Source organism: Phocaeicola vulgatus ATCC 8482 (genome assembly GCF_000012825.1).
GTDB lineage: Bacteria > Bacteroidota > Bacteroidia > Bacteroidales > Bacteroidaceae > Phocaeicola > Phocaeicola vulgatus.
On the sequence record NC_009614.1, the window covers coordinates 1,631,120 to 1,651,311 of the forward strand.

The window sequence follows — 20,192 nt, forward strand, 5'->3', positions numbered from 1 at the left end:
CTACAATGGACAATATGTTGCCGGCTTCTTGCCTGGACTGATACGAGGCAGAGCATGTCCCTGTAGTAGATGTATGCAAAGGTAGGAAATCCCTTTTATTCTGTGAGATTTTCTTTGATATTTTTAGCGGCTGCTTCACCTACCACGGCTGCAATCTCTTCCAGTGAGGCTTGCCTGATGCGGCTGACGCTTTTGAATGTTTTCAGCAGGGCGGTCTTTCTTTTTTCGCCTATTCCCTTGATATTGTCCAAGGCGGACGCCACCTGACTCTTGCTTCGTTTGTCCCGGTGGAAGGTGATGGCGAAGCGGTGTACCTCGTTCTGTATGTTTTCCAACAGATGGAACAAGGGAGTGCTTTGCTTCACACCGATGGTCAGCGGAGGGAATCCGTATAACAATTCCGAGGTGCGGTGCTTGCGGTCTTTGGCCAGTCCGGCTATGGGGATATCCAGATGAAGTTCGTCCTCTATCACTTCTCTCACCACTTCCATTTGCCCCTTTCCACCGTCGGTAATGATGAGGTCGGGCAGGGGGGAACCTTCCTCTATGGCACGGCTATACCGGCGGCGTACCACCTCTTTCATCGAGGCGTAATCGTCGGGTCCGGTCACTGTCTTGATGATGTATTTCCGGTACTCCTTCTTGCTTGGTTTCGCCTTTTTGAAAACGACGCAGGCGGCCACCGCGTCCGAGCCTTGAATATTGGAATTATCGAAACATTCGATGTGGTTCGGTAGTTTTTTCATGTGCAGCTGCTCCTGGATTTCTTTCATCAGACGGACGCTTCTTTGTTCAGGATTCAACTTTTCCGCCTGTTTCAAGCGGTCCACTTTATACTGTTTCACGTTCATTACGGAAAGATCCAGCAAATGCTTCTTTTCTCCTCGTTGGGGAACGGTAAAGGATACATTGTTCATCTCCATATCCAGTTCAAAAGGTACGATGATTTCGCGGGAAGTGCTCTTATATCGTTCACGCATCTCAATAATGCCCAATTGTAGAAGTTCTTCTTTCGTTTCGTTCAGACGTTTCTTGTATTCGAAGGTGAAGGCTTGGTTGATGCATCCGTTTGTGATATGCAGATAGTTGATATAGGCTGAATTTTCTTCCATTTCAATGGAGAACACATCCACATTATGAATGATGGAATTAACGACTTCGCTCTTGGAACGATAGTTTTCTATCAAGTCATATTTCTCTTTTATTTTCTGTGCTTCCTCAAATTTCATTTCGGCAGCAAGCGCTTGCATCTCTTCCATCAGCAGGTCACTTACAATCTGGGTATCTCCTTTCAGAATATTTTTGATTTCACCGATATTCTTCATGTATTCTTCGTGTGACTGCTGCCCGATGCAGGGCCCTTTGCAGTTCTTTATGTGATATTCCAGACATACGTTGAACTTGCCGGCGCGAATGTTTTCGGGACTTAGATTGAGTTTGCAGGTACGGATGGGGTAGAGCTTTTTGATCAAGTCCATCACGGCAAGCATGGAGGGCATGTGACTGTACGGACCATAATAAGAGGATCCGTTGCGGATGACTTGCCGGGTTTTGAAAATACGTGGGAAATATTCGTTGCTTACACAAATAGAGGGGTAAGTCTTGTCATCTTTCAGCAATACATTGTAACGTGGCTTGTATTTCTTTATCAGGTTGTTTTCGAGTAAAAGGGCGTCTTCTTCTGTTTTTACCACGATATAACGGATATCTGCAATTTTGCTGACCAGCAATCGTGTCTTGCCGTTGGGGTGTTCTCTATTAAAATAAGAAGAGACTCTGCGCTTCAGGTTTTTTGCCTTTCCAACGTAGATAATGGTTCCTTCGGAGTTCAAGTATTGGTAAATGCCGGGGCTGTCGGGCAGGTTTAGTACAATTCCTTTCAGATAATCATTGGTTGTAATCTCTTCTTTTTCCATACATGCTTATTGAATATTGCCGGTTGGCAGAACTGTTTCTTGAGTTGATGTTGCAGCCGCAACATCCTATATCTTTCGGTTGTAACATTATATATCTTCAAGCTGTAACATTATATATCTTACAGCCTGAAGATATATATCTTTCGGTTTCATCGTCCATCTCATTCCATAGATCTCTTTTTATTGTGAACGATGATGGGGCCCGTTTTGATGGACATGTTGTGTGACACTATAAAGTAAGCAGTGTATCCACCGTGATATCTTCGGGGAATGCCTTTCTGCCGTTCAGACCTCCCAGTTCGATAATGAAATTGATGAAAATCTTTTTGGCGCCACATCTTTGTACCAAGCGATGAGTGGCCGCCATGGTTCCGCCGGTAGCCAATAAATCATCGTGCAGCAGAACCACGTCGTTCTCATCGATGGCGTCTTTATGTATCTGAATGGTGTCGGTTCCATACTCTTTTGCGTATGTTTCCTCTACTACTTCTGCGGGAAGTTTGCCCGGCTTGCGTGCCATCACGAATCCGGCACCTAACCGTGCCGCCAGCGCACCACCCATAATGAAGCCACGCGATTCAATACCTACTACTTTGGTGATGCCTTTGTCCTTGTACATCTCGTATAGAGTATCTAGTATTTCCTGCAAGCATTCGGGGTTTTTGAACAGGGTTGTCACATCGTAAAACAGAATTCCCGGAATGGGGAAATCTGGAATTTCTCTTAAGTTTGCTTTAAGCGTTTCTTTGCTCATAACCAGTATTTTATTGTTAGTCTATTAAATTACTTGTTTCACGTGAAACATACCTTGTTTCACCGTCCCAGCAGGACTAGTAAGACATTGATGTCGCTAGGAGAGATACCCGGTATGCGGCTGGCTTGGGCCAAAGTTTCGGGATCTATCTTCATCAGTTTCTGCCGGGCTTCGGTAGAGAGCGAATTCAATGAGTTGTAATCGAACTTGCCTTTGATGCGGATGGCTTCCAGACGATGTATCTTGTCGGCGATCATTCGTTCGCGGTCAATGTATCCCTGGTATTTGATCAGCACTTCGGCAGCTTCAATCACTTCTTCTTTACGGTCGGTAATTTGGTCCAGCATGGCTTTGAAAGCCGGAATGTGGCCGGCTATATTTTCGATGGTAATCTGCGGACGGTTCAGCAGGTCGATTAGTTTGCAGCCGTGTGTCAGACGGGCAGTACCCAAACTTTCCAAAGCATCATTGATTAATGCGGCTTTGATGGAGAAGGTTTTGGCAAAGTCGATGATTTGGTTCACGGCTTCCCGTTTGCTGCAAAGATGTTCGTAACGGTCTTGTTTTACCAGTCCCAGCTTGTAGGCGCGTTCGGTAAGGCGCATATCTGCATCGTCTTGTCGGAGCAGGATGCGGTATTCGGCACGGGAGGTGAACATACGATAAGGTTCGTCCACACCTTTTGTAACCAGATCGTCAATCAAGACACCGATGTAGGCCTCGTCCCGTCCCAGTGTGAACGGTTCGCCACCGTGGCAATTGATGTGTGCGTTGATGCCGGCAATGATTCCCTGTCCGCCTGCTTCTTCGTAACCGGTAGTTCCGTTTACTTGTCCGGCAAGGAACAGGTTCTTGATTATTTTCGATTCCAACGTATGTTTCAGTTGGGTGGGGTCGAAGTAATCATATTCGATGGCGTATCCCGGACGATAGACTACCAAGTCCTTAAATGCGGGTACTTTCTTTAATGCCGCCAACTGTATGTCCATGGGCAGTGAAGAAGAGAACCCGTTCAGGTAAAGTTCCTGTGTGGTTTCTCCTTCGGGTTCCAGGAAAAGCTGATGTTGCGGCTTGTCGGGGAAGGTTACGATTTTGGTTTCTATACTGGGACAATAACGCGGTCCGATGCTTTGGATTTGTCCGTTGAAAAGGGGAGAGTCGGGCAGACCTTTCCGTAGTATCTCGTGTACCTCTTCGTTGGTAAAGCAGGTCCAGCATTGCAGTTGTTTCAGTTTGCGCGGTTCGCTCATGAACGAAAAGCGATGGAAGTCGTTTTCTCCGTCCTGTGTTTCCATCAGGTCGTAGTGTACGCTGCGCCCGTCTATGCGGACAGGCGTACCGGTCTTCATGCGTCCGGCGGTGATTCCGTGGCGGGTGATTGATTCGGTCAGATGGTAGGAGGCAGGTTCGGCCATGCGTCCTCCTGCCAGTTGTTTATGCCCGATGTGCATCAGCCCGTTCAGGAAGGTTCCTGCGGTGAGCACGATACATTTAGCATGGAAAGTCACTCCCCAGCAAGTCATGACTCCAGTCGCTTCGCCGTTTTCCACGATTAGTTCTTCTACGGTATCTTGCCAAATGTGCAGATTGGGAGTATTCTCCAGAATCTCGCGCCATGCCCAGATAAACTTGCCGCGGTCACATTGGGCGCGGGGGCTCCACATAGCGGGACCTTTGGAGCGGTTGAGCATACGGAACTGTATGGCTGTACGGTCTGTAACCAGTCCCATGTAGCCACCTAATGCGTCTATCTCTCTTACGATTTGTCCCTTGGCGATGCCACCTACGGCAGGGTTACAACTCATTTGCCCGATTTTGTTCATATCCATGGTAATCAGGCAGGTCTTCGAACCCATGTTGGCTGCGGCCGCGGCTGCTTCACAGCCTGCGTGTCCGGCGCCTATTACAATAACGTCGTACTTAAAATCCATTGATTTATTTCTTTTTACCGATTGCAAAATTACGAATTTTACTCTGTAAAGCGGTGATAATACGGTTAAAAAGAATGTGTGGCGGCAGAAATCTGTTTCTGCCGCCACATCATACAAACGCTATTCTTAAAGTAAACTATTTCCTGTTATTTCTTGTCCGGAGCAGGAGGGGTGTCGGTCGGGCGTTTCTTTCCGTCCTTGTCTACCGGTTCAAAATCCTCTTTCTCCGGTTTATTCTGTGCATTTCCTTTCGAGGAAGGATTGACAATGTTCTGATAGGTATCATGAATGGGAAGCTTGTCTAGAATACCCAGTGCGGGAGCCACTTTGCTGACCACATTCTGCAAGAAATTGGACGTTGTGCCGTTGCCACCGTCAAATACAGTAACATTTCCCAGTTGGATATGTTCAAATGCCTTAACCTGTTCCGAAGCGATTTCCTTCCATTGGTCAACCATCTTGTATTGGATGGCGATTTCGGGATTGCGCTCGGCAGCCTTCACCATGGCCTCGAAACCTTCCGCTTCGGCCAGCAAGGACTTCTTCTTGCCTTCCGCTTCTGCTTCCAGTTTCATCTGGATGGCCTTGGCTTCCGCCTGTGCTTTGGCCAGGATAGCTTCCGCTTCTGCATTTGCCTTACGTTTTATTTGCTCGGCCAATGCGTCCGCATCCAAGATGGCCTGCTGTTTGGCTATTTCGGCAGGAACAATCTTATCCGCTTTCAAGGCCTGTTCTACTTTGCGGGCTTTCGCTTCTTCTATTTCACGCTGTGCGTTTTCCTGTGCGGTGAGGACGGCAGCTTGTGTCCGGGCTTGTGCTTCACCGGCTTTTCTAGAGGCTTCCGCCTTGGTAACTTCCAGTTCCGCATTACTTTCGGCAACCTCTTTGGCAGCGTTATTTTGCCCGATGGCCGATTTCTTTTGTGCTTCCGCCTGCTTTATTTCCATATCGGATTGGAGCTCTGCCGTACGGCTTTCCTGTTCGGTACGCGCCTGTTCCTTGTTCACCTCCATAGAGGCACTGGCTTTGGCGATACGTGATTCTTTTTCGGCATTTTCTTCTGCTACTTTCGATTCACGTTCCTTGTCGGCTATGGCTACTTTAATTTCCTCGTCACGTTGCGTATCGGCCAGTTGAGTGTTCTTGTCGCGGTTGGTTTCCGCTACTTTGGTGGCACGTTCTTTTTGTTGTTCCGCAATCTTGATGGCACCCAGTTTCTGTTGTTCTTCAATGTTAGCCAAGGCTTCGTTCTTGGCTTTCGCTTCGGCTTCTTTTCCCAGATTGACGATATAATCGGCTTCATCGCGGATATCGCTGATGTTGATGTTCATTAGGTAAAGACCGAATTTCTTCAATTCGGAGTCGATGTTCTTGCGGCAGTTCTCAAGGAATGTATCACGATCACTGTTCAGTTGTTCGATGGTCATGTCGGCAATGACCAGACGCATTTGTCCGTAAACAACGTCTTTAATCAGTTCCTGTTGTGCTTCGATATTCAGTCCCAGTAAGCGTTCGGCTGCATTCTGCATAACTTCGGGCTCTGTGCTTACGGCCACAGTGATGGTAGTGGGCACATCTACGCGGATGTTTTGTTTGGAAATGGCACCAGTCAGTTTGCAGTCAATCTGCATGGGTTTCATGTTCAGGAAAGAGTATCCCTGGATAATGGGCCATACAAAAGCGGCTCCTCCGTGATACAGTTTAGCCGATTTCTTGTCGCCGGTCTTACCATATACTACCAATACCTCGTCGCTCTTGCACTTGCGGTAACGACTTAAAATCCCGACGATGGTCAGGACGATGACAGCTACCAGAATAGCTGCATAAATGAGAATCTGCTCATCCATAAATGATTGCGTTTTTAGGGTTTATTTAATCAATATAATAGATTCCTTCCTTGTAATTCTTCAGTGTGAGGATATCGCCTTCCCGGTAGCTTTTACCCTGTATGCTCCGCACGGTAAGTTCTCTTTGTGCGCCATTGATGGCGATATAGACCACATAGTCTGTTCCTGCCTGTTCTTGTTCTTGGCAGCAGGTATATATTTCGCATTTCCTGCCTATTAATTCTTCTCCCTGTTCGGGCTTGTTTTCTTGTTTCAGCTTATAGCAGAGTTTATAAATCCAAGCCAGGACGAAGACAAAAAAGCTGCCGCTTATCACGGCGCCCAGGTAATGTAAGACAATGTAGGGAGGCTGGCATAAATACATGAACCAACCGAAACCCATGCAGAAATGAATCAGTCCTTTGAAGGAGAGTACGCTGCTCATGTCTATATCGGCGTTGCCATCGGCATTAACGTCTATGTCGGTGTCCATACTGCCGAAAAAGATGGATAAGATGAATTGCAGAAGAAAGATTCCCGTACTTACTAATGCAGCGAAAAAATATACGTTAGCTTCCATATATTTTGTGTTTATCTGTTTTTCAATTCACAAAATAAAGCAATTAATCCGAAAAAGCAAGAAGATAAGGGAAGAAATGTAGCTGTGCATGTACAGCTTTCGATGTTTTTTATCCGTTCGGCGGAAAGTTTTCCTAATTATGGGCATGTCTTTAAAAGGTTACGGGCAATCATTCCTGCGAACTATGCCCGTAGCTTTTATAGGTTGTTCCGCCTTGTATGTCCTGTTATAGGGAAATCAATGCCAGCGCTTTGTTTTCGGCGGCTTCCATAATCTCCCGTTCACCGGGGCCTTTGTCGTTGATGCCGCACAAGTGCAGGATACCATGAATAATCACCCGGTGAAGCTCGCGGTCGTAGGGTTGCTCAAATTGTTCTGCATTGCTGCGGACAGTATCCAAGCTGATGAATAAGTCGCCGGAAATACGGTCGCCTTCACAATAGTCGAAAGTGATGATATCCGTGTAATAATCATGTTGCAGATACTGTCGGTTCACTTCCAGAATTTTATCGTCCGAACAGAAGATGTAAGCGATTTCTCCCACTCTTTTTCCATAGCAGGCGGCTACTTCTTTAATCCATCCGGTGGTTTCTTTCTTTTTGATATCGGGCATTTTTACCCCTTCGGTTTGATAACTTATCATAGGCTGATTATTTTTTTATAATGTACAAAGATAAGGAAAGTATTTCAGCCGAAGAAAAGATAACAGATAAGAATAGCTGCAATGACCCCTGCCGCATCGGCTAGCAGTCCGCAAGGAACGGCGTGGCGTGTCCTCACTATTCCTACGCTGCCGAAATATACCGCCAGAATATAAAAGGTGGTGTCTGTGGAGCCTTGGAAGATACAGGACAGTCTGCCTACAAAGGAATCGGGACCGTATGTGGTCATGGCATCTACCATCAACCCTCGTGCCCCGCTTCCGCTCAAAGGTTTCATCAGCGCCGTAGGGAGCGCTCCTACGAAATCACTGTCGATACCGCATAGCTTTACGGCGTTGCCGATACCGTCAATCAAATAGTCCATCGCACCCGATGCACGGAAGACTCCGATACCTACCAGTATGGCTACCAGATAAGGAATGATGCGCACGGCGGTGCTGAATCCTTCTTTGGCCCCTTCGACAAAGGAGTCGTAGACATTGATTCTTTTTCTGAACCCTGCCACAATAAAGCCGATGATGATAAGAAATAGAAAGACATTGGCAAAGGTAGTGGAGTAAATATCTATCTGATCTCGTGACAAGGTATTGAAGAAATAAATAATTCCTGCTACCAGCAAACTCATTCCTCCTAAAAAGAGGAGGATAGTGCGGTTAAACAGATTGATTTTCTGATAAATACTTACTGCTACAATGCCTGCCAAAGTGGAGAAGAAGGTTGCCAGCAGGATGGGTACAAATATATCTGTAGGTTGGGTTGCTCCCAGCTGTGCACGATATACCATGATGCTGATAGGAATCAGTGTAAGCCCTGATGTATTCAGTACCAGAAACATGATCATGGGATTGCTGGCAGTATCTTTCTTGGGGTTCAATTCTTGCAGGCCCTCCATTGCTTTCAGTCCTAAGGGAGTGGCGGCATTATCCAGCCCCAGCATATTGGCCGCCAGGTTCATAAAGATACTGCCTGTTACTGGATGTCCTTTGGGAATATCGGGAAAAAGTTTGCTGAACAGAGGTCCCAGCAATCGGGAAAACAGAGTGATGACTCCGCCCTGTTCACCTATTCTCATGATACCCAGCCAAAGAGAAAGGACACCGGTCAGTCCCAATGAAATCTCAAAAGCGGTTTTGGAGGAATTGAAAGTAGAGTTGATAATTTCGGGAAACACTTGTGTGTCGCCTAGGAAAACGAGTCGCATCAACGCTGTCACGAAGGCTATCAGAAAAAAGGCTATCCAAATGTAGTTCAAAACCATATCGCTAGTTTTATTAGTAATAACTCGGACAAAAGTAGTCAAATTATTCGTTTTTGAATTAGAAAAGATTCAATTCTCTTATTTTTATTTCCAATCTTTGTTTGAACACGATAGCAAAATAGTATGAAATGATTTTAAGGGCAAACTACTCTCTCATTTGATTATTTCGATGAACGGGACGAGAAGGAAGCGTTTAAGCGATTCTCGCGAGTTTAAAGAATATCAAAAAGAGTAAAAAAGACGTTTGGTAGTTTGCTATTTGTCGGGTATATAAAGAAAAATGTTTTTTATGGATTTAAATATGCTTTGAAATGGATACTAATGAAATGTAAAATAACTCTTGGAATAAGTCTGTTCTAGAAGAAACGGATAATATAAGAATCGAAATAGTTAGGAAAAAGAGTTTTGTTGGTCGGATCTGATAATAAAAGGTTATATTTGTGCAAATATGCAGTGTGAATTCTGTAGTAGAAGGAGGGCATTGACGTAATAACAAGTAATCAGGGGGGAATATATGATGAAAACCGAGGAAATAAAAGATTAGTTCAAGCAGTTTGAAAGTATCGTTTGTGATTATCATGGAGTAAAGTGTTGGAGTGTACGCGAGTTGTATTCCTTATTGGGTTATACCCAGTGGAGAAACTTTGAGACCATCATCAATAAAGCGAAAGCTGCTGCACGAATGCAGGTGAATATGTGGCCTACCATTTTGCTGATGTCAGCAAAATGGTTTCTGTGGGGTCTGGTGTAGAAAGAGAGATAGATGATATCTATCTTACCCGTTATGCCTGTTATTTGACTGCTCAAAACGGTGATGCGCGTAAACCGACTATAGCTTTTGCTCAAAACTACTTTGCTGTTCAGACAAGGCGTGCAGAATTGGTGGAACAACGTCTGTTGGATTATGAGCGGGTTCAAGCACGGACTGAATTGGCTGAAACGGAAAAGCTGTTATCGGGTGTTCTTTATGAACGCGGAGTAGATAGTAAAGGTTTTGCCATTATCCGTTCAAAAGGAGATAAAGCCTTGTTTCGTCTTGACACAGCGTTGCTAAAACGTAAACTTGGTGCGCCCGACAGTCGTCTGCTGGCCGATTTCTTACCAACCATCAGCATTAAGGCAAAAGATTTTGCTGCCGAGATGGCTTCTATTAACGTACAACAAAAAGATCTTTATGGACAGTCATCAATTGAAAAAGAACATATTGAGAATAATACGGCTGTTCGGAATATGATGGTAAGCCGAGGAATCTATCCGGAACAATTGTCAGCAGGCGAAGATTTAAAGAAAGTGGAACGCCGTTTGAAATCAGAAGAAAAGAAAATAACTAAGAAATAATGAAGGAACCGCTTGAGGAGAAACTATAAATGAACTGAAACGGTTTGTTCACTTTCACATGCTTCAGTAAATAATTCTTGTGATGTCTGGTTAGGCAAAATAGAGCTTTTAGCCATATACTCTTTATTATTGGCATAGATAAAGAGTACGCTTCCCCCTTTTATCGTATTGATAATAGGTTTGGTCAGTGCCTGTGGTAAAGCCGGACAACCGAAGCTTCGTCCCAGTCTGCCTGATTTGCAGACGGAAGGGTTGGCGTATGCGGCGCCATGAACTACGATGGCACGTTCACGGGCCCGGTCATTGATTCCTTTTTCCAGCCCGTCTAATAAAAGGGAGTATCCGTTTCTGCCTTGATAAGTGTTTCCGGTAAGATAGAAGCCGAGGGAACTTTTATAAGAGCCGACTTCGTTGGAGAAAGAGGTAGCATAGTTCTCGCCGCTGTTTTTCCCATGAGAGACCACTGATGAGTATAGCATCTTTTTCTGTTCCATGTCAAAGACAAACAAACGTTTTTCGGTAGAGGGTTTGGTGAAATCAATCAATGTCAGTATGGATTTGCTTTTTTGTTTAATCAAGTTGTATCCTGCCACAGCCTGTCGGAATGCCAGGAAATTGACCACCCCTCCCAATTGCATATCTTCGAATAATTGTTCGCCGTCCATTTTTTGAGGTGCAGGGACAGATGTAGCAACTTTCTTTTCGGGTGTAGCCGTCCGGGTCGATACATTGCTCGACGGAAAGAGGAATAGGAACAGGAGTAAAAAAGCTTTCTGCATACGTATGGAAAAACTGGATAACGGGTGCAAAGTTACGCACATTTCTATTCCAAAACAAATATAATCGTCTCATTAACAGGTGCCCATTCGAAAATAAACTTGGCATGAGAGGTGGCATTTCTTACACACATATGTGAGCGGGGGATGGTACCCAACGTATAACTGTATTCTATGATCCCTGTTGCCGGTGCATTGGTGGGTACTCCGTGAATATAACCACCATTATTGAAACGGCTGGCGTAAGGTGCAAAACCACCGGTAGCGGCAGAACCGTCTTTTAGAAAAATCATCTTGGTCTTTTTCTCTTGCAGAACGAACATACCCAATGGAGTTTCTTGGGCGTATGGAGGACGATGTTGTCCTGTTGTAGCAGGATTCATGCTACGTATCAGCCAGTAGCCCTTTTCTTTCCGTTCCAAAGTAGTTATATTCTGATTATGGCGGTCTATAAAAATAGCTTTGTTGAACACTACGCTGTCGGGAATCAGTTTTATATATTTTGTCGGAGCATACCATTCGCCACCTATAAAGACAGGTTCTACTTTGGTGAACTTTCCTTCCTCACCTAGGTGACGGGTAAGAAGTCCATCCAGTCCGTAGCGTTCGGCAGTAAGGGTGTCATCTGTTAGGAAAAGAGGAATTCCCTGATAGCGTTCCACTCCCAATGTGTCGGCTATCCGTTTGTATGCATCCCTTTTAAAACTTTTCACTAAAGGCGCTTCTCCGTTCCGGTTTTTATAATTCTGTAAGATGCACCATTGTGCCGGCTTTTTTCGAATATTCTCCAACAATGCCAGCCGCTCCTTTATTTTCTCCCATTGGAAATGGCGGGTGGTGCCTTTATAAGGATAGGTATCCTTCAAAGTATGTTTATCATACAGCAGTTCCTTGTCAAGCCTGATGTCTTCGGGTTTGATATCTTTTTCTACAATCTCGGTGATGGCTTCTGTCACAGTATTGTGTACCTCTGTTATCACTTCCTTAATTTCGCTATTTGCTTTCGAGGTACACGAGCAGATTGTACAGAAACCGGTCAATAAATATATGAATTCTATTCTTTTCATCATAGACACAGGTTTGTGGCTTTCTTCTACAAATATAATTCTTTAAAAGGAATAAACATGCGTTTTTGTTTTTAAATGCAGTGAAAAATTCCTGTTTCTTTGAACAATCTCCCCTATTGCATACCTTATAAAGGACCGCTGGGAATAATCGTTTATCTTGGCTTGAGGTTTTTACAGAAAAAAAGAATCAACTTAAAAACAAGTATTATGGTGGAATCAACTAGAGTAAGAAGTAAAAGATTATCCTTTTCAGGTAAGAAGACACTGTCTTCCTTTATGCAAGTGAATATTGCCAGTCTGAGACAATCGGGAAAATTGCGTACCAGTGAGACGTATAGAGCTACACTGAACAGTTTTATGAAATTTATGGATGGCAAGGATGTTCTGTTGAGCAATATGGATGCCGAGTTGATGATGGGGTATGAAACTTATTTAAAGGCGCAGGGAGCAAGTATGAACACCGTTTCTTTTTATATGCGTATTTTGCGTGCAACGTATAATCGTGCAGTAGATAAAGGGGTGATCAGACAGCGTTTTCCTTTTAAGCACGTCTATACGGGAGTGGAAAAAACGGTGAAGCGGGCCATTTCTTTTAAAGTAATCAGACAACTGAAGGAGATGGATTTAAGTCACTCTCAGTCAATGGAGTTTGCGCGTGATATGTTTATGTTCAGCTTTTATACCCGGGGAATGTCATTTGTGGACATGGCTTTTCTTAAAAAAACAGATTTAAATAATGGTATGCTGACTTATAGAAGAAAGAAAACCGGTCAGTTGCTTTCCATCAGATGGGAGAAATGCATGCAGGATATAGTGGATAAATATCCCGGAAACTATTCGACTTATCTTCTTCCTATTATAATTCATATCAGGAAAGATGAAAGATTGCAATATAAAAATTCAATTTGCTTGGTGAACAGAAGGCTAAAAGAAATAGGGAAAAAGTTGGGGCTTGTTCATCCTTTGACTATGTATGTGGCGCGCCATTCATGGGCCAGTGTTGCCAGAGGCAAACATATTCCTCTTTCTGTGATAAGTGAAGGGATGGGACATGATTCGGAAAAAACGACTTTGATTTATCTGGCAGCATTGGATACCACCGTGATAGACAAAGCGAATATGGTGGTGCTGAGGGAATTCTTGTGATAATAGGGTAAAGATATTGTTTCTTGTCAAAAAGAGGATATCATATCACAAGGTATCCTCCATTTGACGGGATCAGTGTGTCTAGTATTTTTTTATAAATGTGTGTTTGTTCTCTCTAAAGATGATAGCACTTTCTGATGTGGCTGAGTTGAATATGTTTGTTGCAAGGTCGGCACAGCCTATGATCTCTTTATTGTTATCTTTTGTCAGAAGATACCTTATAGTAAAGGAGAATCGGATTACAGATAGATTTTGAAACAATTGCCATAAACCATTATGCTGTTTTTGTCCACCTATTTGTTATGAAAAAAATATCAGCTTCCAAATATTCAATATTTTTCCGTAATATGACAATTGTCATAGGTTTGTTTTTTTATGTGAATTATAGCTGATACAACTATTTTTTAATAGACAAACTTGAATAAAAGAAAAGGCAAAGTTTACTTGGGTTTTATTCTTTGATTTTGGAGATAATCCTCTTATTACAAGAACTTTATAGAAAAAATACTAAGTTGGAATATTATATATCTCTTATTAAGAGATATATATTTTGTCGCAAATTTAAGCAAAGTTTTGAGAATTAGAACAATTTAGCAAGGAAATTTAATAATTGATTCAAAAAAAACGTTTTCTGAATACATGATTTAGTCTTTCAAAGTATTCTTGTGTGAATGTATTTTGTTGATTTATAATGTGTTATATATCTCTTATATATCTCTTAATAAGAGATCTATCGTATAACTGATGACACGCCATATAATAATGTATGGTTGTGAAGATGTTAAAGCGAAGATTAAAAGTAAATAAAAATATGGACTATCTATTCTTGAGACGACACAGACGGACTGCTACTTCGAATAGGCAGAAAAGCCTGCTTCTTAAGGCTGCTGAACGCCAGTGGGAACTACAGTTCGCCAATAAGGGGACTGAAGGGAGAAAGGTGGATTGTGCCCTATATAAATGTATATTGTATAACCTTGAAATAAAGCAAGTTTTTTTGGATTCGGAGCTTTCTTTGAAAAAGTTTAGCGTTATGATAGACACCAACCAAACTTACCTGTCGAATGTGGTAAACAAGTATTTCAACTGCAATTTGAAGGAGTTGCTGAATACTTACCGTGTGGAATATGCCAAAGAGTTACTCCATGCTGGGAAATGTTCATTAGAAGAACTCCCACAGCGATGTGGCTTTGCCTCTAGAAGTGCTTTTTATGCCTCTTTTAGTAAAATAGTCGGAATGTCTCCTTTGCGCTTTCTAGCTCGAGAACAGAATAATTCGCTCTTAGAATCAATGATTTATGTATAATCAATTTTAGTTTTTTAAATTTATAAATTTAAAGTTTTTCTATTATGAACAAAAAGTTTTTAAGTGCAATCCTGTTTGGTGCCTTGATGGTTACCTCGACAGGAACATTTGTATCTTGTAAGGACTATGATGATGACATCGACAGCTTGAACGAGAAAGTGGACAAGCTGACTAAAGATTTGTCTGAATTACAGGCCGCAGCTGGAAAATATGTCACAGCTGTCAAGTATGATGCGGCAACAGGTAAGTTGACTGTTACCGGCGGTAACGGTGAAACTTTCCAACTTCCGATGCCTGCTGAACTTCCCACTTACTCTTTGAAAGTTGTAGATGGTAAGATACAGTTGTTAGATGGTGACAAGGTCGTTTCTGAAGCACCCCTGCCTACAACTGATGCTCCTGCGGCATTTGATCCTACTTTGTTGAAGTGGAACAATGGCTATCTGTATTATGGAGATGTAAAAATCTCAGGTGTAGAGAAACCTCAAAGCGTTGGTTCTATTACAGAAGTGAAAGATGAAGAAACTGGTGAGGTGATTGGCTATGTCATTGAACTAGATGGAAAATCTGCTACATTCTCTTTGGTTGCTGATTTGAAGGCGTTAGTATTCCAACCTGCATTCTATTATCAGGGTATTGAAGCAATGGAAGCTATTGGTCTTAATTATAAAACCTTGACAGTAGCTAAAGTAGATGCAGATGGAAATTATGATAAGGATGCTCCTGTTGTAGGTGAAGCAACTACAATGATTCCGGACTTGGTAGCTGATTATCATGTAAATCCTACCGTAGCGAAAGTTCCAGGTGATGTAAAAGCATATACTTTCTTGCGTTATGACAAGAATTATACTCGTTCTGCTGCGACAGCGTAAGCGTCTCCGCGATTCTATCTTGTCGCCCTTTTTTCATTCTTATATTTTTGCCATATATAAAAATGAGGCATTATGGATTTAGCAGAAAATCGATTTGGAAAAACCTGGAAACATTTCCTTGAAGTATTGAAAGTAGACTACAATTGTTCTTTAGCCGATGTTTGCCGTGATCAGCATACCACTCTTGGAGGTATGAGTTCCTGGATGTCCAGACGGGGTTATAGCGTTAAACAAGCCAAGGCGGATGTGGTCCGTGATTATTATGGCGGCGTTGAACCCTCCCGACCGACAACTTCCTCTCCTTCGTTCACTCAAATAGCCCCCGTCATGTTGTCGGAAGAAGAGTTTAGTCTTTCCGGGATCACAATCACCTTTAACAGCGGAACGACCATTTCGGTCAAACGGGCCACTCCCGGGGGTATTATTAAAATGTTACGCGATTACGAAAGAAAGGAGGGGGATCCATGTATTCTCTAACATCAGCCAATCGCTACTATCTGTACCAGGGCTTTGTCCGTATGAACCTTGGCATTGACGGTTTATTCAAAATCATACGCTCTCAAATGAAGGAGCTGTCCCCCATTTCCGGAGATATATTTTTATTCTTTGGCAAAAACCGGCAGAGTGTAAAAATACTGCGTTGGGATGGTGATGGCTTTCTCCTGTACTACAAGCGTCTGGAAGGTGGAAGTTTTGAGTTGCCGACATTTAACCCCCATACAGGCAATTATGAGATCTCTTATCAGGTTTTGTCTTTTATCTTAAATGGAGTGTCATTGAAGTCTGTACGGTTGCGAAAACGTTTTAGGATTTAATGTAATATACTGTATATTAACTGTTTGATTTTAAATTACCATCCGATTATTTTGGCCGACTCATTGATTTTTTGTATCTTTACGCCATGAAAAAGGATGAGGTCATAGAGTTATTGAAGGAGCAAATCAAGGAGTTGCGGGATGATAACAACAGACTCCTGGACCAGATAGATGATTTGATAAAGGAGGTTTCTTCCCTTAAAGAGGCACTCCTTCAAAAAGGCGAATCTCTTGGCAAGCAACAGCGTCTTACCAAGGGGATCGCCAAACTTGTATCAAACACATCCGAACAGCAACAACCCCCTCAACCTGCATTGCCGGAGGAAGAGCGGCAGAAGAGAGAAGCAGAAAAAGCAGATAAGCGTAAAGCCAGAAAGAACAATGGGGCCAAACGTGACATGCATTATGAGATGGAGCAGGAGGAACATGACGTTTATCCCGACGATCCTGATTTTGACATCAATAAAGCCCGGCTGGTTACCACCGCTCCCAGAATATGTGTCCGCTATGAATGTGTACCCATGCGCTTCATCAAGCACGTCTACAAGATACACACCTACGCGCAAGACGGTTGTCTCTTTGAGGGAAAAACACCGGTCTCGGCTTTCTTGAATTCCAGCTATGACGGCTCATTCATTGCCGGGCTGATGGAATTGCGTTATATACAATCGCTACCGGTTGAAAGAATCATCAACTACTTCGAAAGTCATGGCTTTACGCTGAAGAAACCTACGGCTCATAAGTTGATGGAAAAAGCCTCAAGCCTCTTTGAAAATCTTTATAAGTGTATCCGGCAGACAGCTTTGAGTGATCCTTATAAGGCAGCCGACGAAACCTATTACAAAATACTCGTCCCGGAAAAGAACAGCAAGGGAAAAGGAGTCCGCAAGGGATACCTCTGGGTGGTTGTGGGCATAAACACCAGGATGATATACCTGCTCTATGATGACGGCTCCCGCTCTGAAAAAGTTATTCTTAACGAATTAGGCGGTTGCAAAGGTATCATACAAAGCGACGGATACTCACCTTACCGGAAACTCGAAAGCGATGCTTATCCCCATATCACACGCATTCCGTGCCTGCAACATATAAAACGGAAATTTATAGATTGCGGTGAGGATGACCCGGATGCAAAAAGAATCGTGGAGATGATAAACACACTTTATCAAAATGAACATAAGCATAAGATCGGGGTTGACGGATGGACGGTAGAACAGAATCTTGTCCATCGGAAAAAGTATGCGCCGGACATACTCGGAGAAATAAAAGATGTGCTTGATGATATAGAAGAACGGGGAGATTTGTTGCCTAAGAGCGAACTGAAGGAAGCTATCACCTATCTTCGCAATGAGTGGAATGCCGTGGTGGACATCTTTAATTATGGTGACACTTACCTGGACAACAATATAGTTGAACGGATGAACCGCTACATATCCTTATCAAGAAAAAACTCATTGTTCTTCGGCAGCCATAAGGGAGCCGAACGGGGCGCCATACTCTACACGATAGCACTTACTTGTAGGATGAATAAAGTGAATCTGTTTGAGTATCTCACGGATATCATAAACAGAACTGCCGAATGGCAACCGAATACACCACTGGAAAAATACAGGCAACTGCTTCCCGACAGATGGGAAAAGGCTAATGACTAAAAAGGGATCATTAGACTTTTTACTTTTAATATACTATATAGAATCGCGGAGACGCTTACGCGACAGCTCCGAAAGTAGTAAAAACTAATGTTACAAACGGTAAGGCCCCCAAGGGTATATTGACTGTAAATGCTCATTTTACAGATGCTGATATTAAGAACATTGAAAATGATGAGCAAGTAACTGTATTAGCTTTGCAAGTAAGTAAGGGGGATACCGTTGTTACTTCTGATTATGCTGCTGTTAAGGCTGCTTATTACAAGGACTTGGTATTGGCAGCTGTAGATAGTATTCATGCAAATGACCGCCACTTGTTTACAACTGCTGCTGAAGCTATTGCTGATAATGAACATGTTTGCAAGATTGTCTGGAACAGCAATGGTATCGATATTGCTCGTTTGGTCAATACTCACAGAACTAATATAGATAAAGAAGGTACACATTCAAAATGGGATGTTCGTGCTGCTGATGGTACTGTAGAAAAATATGGTTTCAAATATTCTTACGAATTAGTTGGTTATCATAAAGGTAATAACGAAACTTCAGAAAGTGCTCATGCTGCATTGAAGGGTTCTGTTATTCGTCCTCAGATGACAAGTGGTGGTAAGCAGCAACCTTGGGGATTTACTCAGAATAAAGCTACAAAAGATCGTGAACCGTTGGTTCGTGTTATCTTGACTGATACTATTAGCGGAAAAATAGCTTCTGTTGGTTATTTAAAATTCAAGATTACCGATACTGCTAATCAGAATGAAGTTGTATTGACCCCGAATTTCCCATTTGCCAATGGTTATACTGTTGATTGTACAGAAACAGAGACTAAACTTGGTTTGTCATGGCATCAAGTTGAAGAACAGATTCTGGCTCAATTGGAAGAAATTGGTATTTCTAAGGATGAATTCCATAAGAATTTCAAATTGGATGGTGCTGTAGAAGACGTAGAGCAACAAGCTTTGGTAAATGCTACTCAGTATGATGGAATTACTGTTGATTCTAAGGCTGTTACTACTCCGGTTGGTGTGGTTTCACAGACTAATTGGGATCCGGCGGATGAAATGACTGAAGTTTTGACTTGGGTAGTTAAGAATAATCAGGCATATCACATCTTTAAGGCTGGTGCTAAGAGTATTGCAGTAAATGTACGTTATAGCTATGAAGTATCTGAAGGTGTATATCAATATGTATATGTTACTTTCACTTGGACTCCTAGTCCTTTGAACTTTACTCCTAATGGTACCATTGAAAACTCTGCTAAGATTGATAAATATTGGTATGAAAAGAACGGTGCTGTAGCAGGTTCTGGTTATTCAGATATCCATGCTAATGTTCATCAAGTTGTTAGCGATAACTCTAATGATTGTACATTTGATAGCGAAATCTTGAATACTTTCACTGGTAATGTGATTACCGTGACAAGTGACGCTACTTATCCTGCATTTGCTAATGATAAGTTGACTAAGGAAGTTGTATTTGCTAACCCTCAAGATCATTTGACTAAGAAGGGAACTGCTTATGTCGTGAATGGTGCTTCTGGTGCTCAATATGATATCACTGTATCTGCTGATGGAAAAACTCTACAAGCTACTAATAACGCTGTACCAAAAGCAGTTGTTGTTCTTGCTGGAACAGTGATGGAATATCAAGAAAATGATTTTGCAAAAGATATTTTGAACAATGCAGATCACAACTTGCTGGGACAAGACCAGACATTTACTGCTAAATTGCAAATTAATGCTGCTAACTGCGATTATGTAGATTATGCTTTGGGTAACAACGTATTCTATGCTAAATATTTGCGTCCTGTATCAGTAGATCCGTCAGATGTAGATGAATTAATTGATGCTACTAATGGTGCTTCTATTGCAGGCTTGACCTTGAATCTGATTGATTGGAGAGACAAGTATTTTGATAAAGCAGAAGATACTACTGGTGATGATGGTAAGAAATATAATTTCTATGGATTTTATGGCGTAACTAAAGTTGCTGCTGATATTGAAAACGCTACAACAACTTTGAATGGTGGAACATTAGGTTCTACTAAATTATCTTCTGTAACGAAGAATGTAAAATTGTATTTCGGTGAAGATAAATCTACAACCAATGTATTTACTGCTCTGAAGGTTGGCGATAATGGTAAATTCTATTATTACAATAATGGTACTACTTTAGGTAAGTTTACAATCCGCGTTCCGCTGGAAGTTACTTATAAGTGGGGTACTATCTATACCGAAGTTGATTTGAATATCAATAAGACTATTCAGAACTAATATTGTAATAACTTTGAGTTTAATTT

The 20,192-nt window shown here is 42.5% G+C and carries 16 protein-coding genes and 1 pseudogene; 8 read left to right on the forward strand and 9 right to left on the reverse strand.

Annotated features, from left to right (window positions below):
* Positions 1-95 precede the first annotated feature (95 nt).
* The 7 genes from uvrC to BVU_RS06160 all read right to left on the reverse strand — a co-directional run bounded on the left by uvrC (position 96) and on the right by BVU_RS06160 (position 8,927).
* On the reverse strand, positions 96-1,916 hold the full coding sequence (gene uvrC, locus BVU_RS06125; RefSeq protein WP_011965089.1) for an excinuclease ABC subunit UvrC: 1,821 nt from the start codon (positions 1,914-1,916) through the stop codon (positions 96-98).
* Positions 1,917-2,145: 229 nt separating this feature from the next.
* A complete protein-coding gene (locus tag BVU_RS06135) occupies positions 2,146-2,670 on the reverse strand; it encodes an adenine phosphoribosyltransferase (RefSeq protein ID WP_005843916.1) in 525 nt (174 codons plus the stop codon).
* 59 nt (positions 2,671-2,729) lie between these two features.
* Positions 2,730-4,601 carry a tRNA uridine-5-carboxymethylaminomethyl(34) synthesis enzyme MnmG gene (gene mnmG, locus BVU_RS06140; protein WP_005843914.1) on the reverse strand — a complete coding sequence of 624 codons (1,872 nt, stop codon included), beginning with the start codon at positions 4,599-4,601 and terminating at the stop codon, positions 2,730-2,732.
* Between the two features lie 146 nt (positions 4,602-4,747).
* On the reverse strand, positions 4,748-6,448 hold the full coding sequence (locus BVU_RS06145) for a flotillin family protein (protein WP_005843912.1): 1,701 nt from the start codon (positions 6,446-6,448) through the stop codon (positions 4,748-4,750).
* Positions 6,449-6,473: 25 nt separating this feature from the next.
* On the reverse strand, positions 6,474-7,007 hold the full coding sequence (locus BVU_RS06150) for a hypothetical protein (RefSeq protein ID WP_011965090.1): 534 nt from the start codon (positions 7,005-7,007) through the stop codon (positions 6,474-6,476).
* A gap of 226 nt (positions 7,008-7,233) precedes the next feature.
* Positions 7,234-7,650 carry an rRNA maturation RNase YbeY gene (gene ybeY, locus BVU_RS06155; RefSeq protein WP_005843908.1) on the reverse strand — a complete coding sequence of 139 codons (417 nt, stop codon included), beginning with the start codon at positions 7,648-7,650 and terminating at the stop codon, positions 7,234-7,236.
* A 44-nt stretch (positions 7,651-7,694) separates the two neighbouring features.
* Positions 7,695-8,927 (reverse strand): nucleoside recognition domain-containing protein, encoded by a 1,233-nt coding sequence (locus BVU_RS06160; RefSeq protein ID WP_011965091.1) that lies wholly within the window; start codon positions 8,925-8,927, stop codon positions 7,695-7,697.
* A 562-nt stretch (positions 8,928-9,489) separates the two neighbouring features.
* Here BVU_RS06160 and dinD point away from each other — a divergent pair.
* Positions 9,490-10,265 (forward strand): annotated as a pseudogene (gene dinD, locus BVU_RS06165) (DNA damage-inducible protein D).
* A 23-nt stretch (positions 10,266-10,288) separates the two neighbouring features.
* Here the strand turns inward: dinD and BVU_RS06170 are convergent.
* Together BVU_RS06170 and BVU_RS06175 are read right to left on the reverse strand one after the other, a co-directional pair.
* The gene (locus BVU_RS06170; RefSeq protein ID WP_080510685.1) at positions 10,289-11,086 is read right to left on the reverse strand and encodes a murein L,D-transpeptidase catalytic domain family protein; all 798 of its coding nucleotides are present in this window, start codon (positions 11,084-11,086) and stop codon (positions 10,289-10,291) included.
* Between the two features lie 2 nt (positions 11,087-11,088).
* On the reverse strand, positions 11,089-12,108 hold the full coding sequence (locus BVU_RS06175) for a L,D-transpeptidase (protein WP_011965095.1): 1,020 nt from the start codon (positions 12,106-12,108) through the stop codon (positions 11,089-11,091).
* Positions 12,109-12,315: 207 nt separating this feature from the next.
* Here BVU_RS06175 and BVU_RS06180 point away from each other — a divergent pair, with 207 nt between their 5' ends.
* From BVU_RS06180 to BVU_RS06210, 7 genes are all read left to right on the forward strand, one after another.
* On the forward strand, positions 12,316-13,254 hold the full coding sequence (locus BVU_RS06180) for a tyrosine-type recombinase/integrase (RefSeq protein ID WP_005843898.1): 939 nt from the start codon (positions 12,316-12,318) through the stop codon (positions 13,252-13,254).
* A gap of 811 nt (positions 13,255-14,065) precedes the next feature.
* On the forward strand, positions 14,066-14,560 hold the full coding sequence (locus tag BVU_RS06185; protein WP_005849860.1) for a helix-turn-helix domain-containing protein: 495 nt from the start codon (positions 14,066-14,068) through the stop codon (positions 14,558-14,560).
* Between the two features lie 44 nt (positions 14,561-14,604).
* The gene (locus tag BVU_RS06190; protein ID WP_011965096.1) at positions 14,605-15,432 is read left to right on the forward strand and encodes a hypothetical protein; all 828 of its coding nucleotides are present in this window, start codon (positions 14,605-14,607) and stop codon (positions 15,430-15,432) included.
* Positions 15,433-15,504: 72 nt separating this feature from the next.
* Entirely contained in the window at positions 15,505-15,909 is a 405-nt protein-coding gene (locus BVU_RS06195) for a hypothetical protein (protein ID WP_011964762.1), read from the forward strand.
* Complete coding sequence (gene tnpB / locus BVU_RS06200) at positions 15,897-16,247, forward strand: IS66 family insertion sequence element accessory protein TnpB (protein WP_011964763.1); 351 nt, start codon at positions 15,897-15,899, stop codon at positions 16,245-16,247. Before BVU_RS06195 ends, tnpB begins: the two co-directional genes overlap by 13 nt.
* Before the next feature lie 86 nt (positions 16,248-16,333).
* Positions 16,334-17,899 carry an IS66 family transposase gene (tnpC, locus tag BVU_RS06205; RefSeq protein WP_011964764.1) on the forward strand — a complete coding sequence of 522 codons (1,566 nt, stop codon included), beginning with the start codon at positions 16,334-16,336 and terminating at the stop codon, positions 17,897-17,899.
* A gap of 119 nt (positions 17,900-18,018) precedes the next feature.
* Positions 18,019-20,166: a hypothetical protein gene (locus BVU_RS06210; protein WP_041174420.1), complete on the forward strand. Its 2,148-nt coding sequence runs from the start codon at positions 18,019-18,021 to the stop codon at positions 20,164-20,166.
* Positions 20,167-20,192: the final 26 nt, after the last annotated feature.

Coding starts and splice junctions, on each gene's coding strand:
- BVU_RS06170 (WP_080510685.1), bottom strand. CDS start 11,086: ATGTGCGTAACTTTGCACCCGTTATCCAGTTTTTCCATACGTATGCAG.
- BVU_RS06175 (WP_011965095.1), bottom strand. CDS start 12,108: ATGAAAAGAATAGAATTCATATATTTATTGACCGGTTTCTGTACAATC.
- BVU_RS06150 (WP_011965090.1), bottom strand. CDS start 7,007: ATGGAAGCTAACGTATATTTTTTCGCTGCATTAGTAAGTACGGGAATC.
- BVU_RS06160 (WP_011965091.1), bottom strand. CDS start 8,927: ATGGTTTTGAACTACATTTGGATAGCCTTTTTTCTGATAGCCTTCGTG.
- mnmG (WP_005843914.1), bottom strand. CDS start 4,601: ATGGATTTTAAGTACGACGTTATTGTAATAGGCGCCGGACACGCAGGC.
- tnpB (WP_011964763.1), top strand. CDS start 15,897: ATGTATTCTCTAACATCAGCCAATCGCTACTATCTGTACCAGGGCTTT.
- BVU_RS06195 (WP_011964762.1), top strand. CDS start 15,505: ATGGATTTAGCAGAAAATCGATTTGGAAAAACCTGGAAACATTTCCTT.
- tnpC (WP_011964764.1), top strand. CDS start 16,334: ATGAAAAAGGATGAGGTCATAGAGTTATTGAAGGAGCAAATCAAGGAG.
- BVU_RS06180 (WP_005843898.1), top strand. CDS start 12,316: ATGGTGGAATCAACTAGAGTAAGAAGTAAAAGATTATCCTTTTCAGGT.
- ybeY (WP_005843908.1), bottom strand. CDS start 7,650: ATGATAAGTTATCAAACCGAAGGGGTAAAAATGCCCGATATCAAAAAG.
- uvrC (WP_011965089.1), bottom strand. CDS start 1,916: ATGGAAAAAGAAGAGATTACAACCAATGATTATCTGAAAGGAATTGTA.
- BVU_RS06190 (WP_011965096.1), top strand. CDS start 14,605: ATGAACAAAAAGTTTTTAAGTGCAATCCTGTTTGGTGCCTTGATGGTT.
- BVU_RS06145 (WP_005843912.1), bottom strand. CDS start 6,448: ATGGATGAGCAGATTCTCATTTATGCAGCTATTCTGGTAGCTGTCATC.
- BVU_RS06135 (WP_005843916.1), bottom strand. CDS start 2,670: ATGAGCAAAGAAACGCTTAAAGCAAACTTAAGAGAAATTCCAGATTTC.
- BVU_RS06185 (WP_005849860.1), top strand. CDS start 14,066: ATGGACTATCTATTCTTGAGACGACACAGACGGACTGCTACTTCGAAT.